This is a genomic window from Acinetobacter sp. YH12049, assembly GCF_013419875.1.
Classification (GTDB): domain Bacteria; phylum Pseudomonadota; class Gammaproteobacteria; order Pseudomonadales; family Moraxellaceae; genus Acinetobacter; species Acinetobacter amyesii.
Genome location: NZ_VOZH01000113.1, coordinates 1 through 1161 on the forward strand (window position 1 = coordinate 1; position 1161 = coordinate 1161).

The 1161-nt window shown below is 39.1% G+C and carries 1 protein-coding gene; it reads right to left on the bottom strand.

The genetic code is table 11. From position 1 onward, the window contains the following. Positions 1-652: 652 nt before the first annotated feature. Entirely contained in the window at positions 653-913 is a 261-nt protein-coding gene (locus FTU05_RS18170; RefSeq protein ID WP_180166223.1) for a hypothetical protein, read from the bottom strand. Positions 914-1161 lie beyond the last annotated feature (248 nt).

The following is a 1161-nucleotide window of genomic DNA, read 5'->3' on the forward strand; positions in this document are numbered from 1 at the left end:
CAATTACACAGAATAATTGGGTACTATTAAACATCAGGACTAGAGTTGTGAGTTTTGTGTGGTAACTCAACTAATGGCTCTAGTCCGCTTATTTTTCAAGTCAATTTCTTATCCGAGATTCGGGTTATTTAGGAAATTCATTTTTACGGTAGAAGAAAATCATTCATCACTTGGTTCATCCTTCAATAAAAGTGTTTTAGAAGTTAAGCTTTTATTGCTAGCTTACTTATCTCATTTATACCCCTTTGCCATGCTGGCCAGTTGTAAGCTCTTTAAAAATTCAGCCGTATATTTTGGACTATGGCCTAATGCACCCCGATGATCACCATTTGGGATCGCCTGATAGACTACTGGCAATTTTTATTTGCACAATTTCTGGTAATAACTTTGAGTACCAAGGTGATCGACTAAATGGTCTGCGGCGCCTTAAACAAACATCAGAGTTACGGTTAGGGTCATATATTCAATCGGCTGCCGTTTTAAATAGCTTAATAAAGGCTTTAAGTCTGCATCTTTTTAAAGATTGGCTGAGGTGCTTGTTTTAACTAATTTTTTAGTTCTGATAAACAACGTTTACGGGCCTGATTTAGTAAAGACTGCATATCTGGACTAACCTGTTGATCTACATTGATCGATCTGCTGCGGCTGCTCCCTACAACACGCTGGGGAAAAATGCCGCTACATTGGTATCTAGATTTGGATTGGTTTGTACGTATTCAGCAATACATTCATATTGATAACCACCCGGTGCCAAGGGTATTGCAGCTTTAAGATTCAATCCAAGCGCATCTTTTTGTCCCTGAGCTGCAACCGCAATAGCAGCTGCACCACCTTGACTATGCCCCATCACCATCCAGTCTTTATTAAATTGCTTCGGCTTCCAAGAATGCAGTGCATGTACAGAATCCACCAAATTATAAACTTAACTGACTACATTCATATAAGGGTGCAGTTTTGGCTTACCCAGTCCTTGATAATCTGTTGTAACCACTACATAGCCATACCTCAAACAACTGTCGATTGCACCATCTATGACTAGGGTCTGTTGACATTTGTTGATTAAAAAAATAGCGAGATAGTAAAATTAAATCGCCAAACCCAATTTTACACTCGCTATGCCTCGAACAATGCTAAATGATCAACACTGGTCCAAGTTACTTG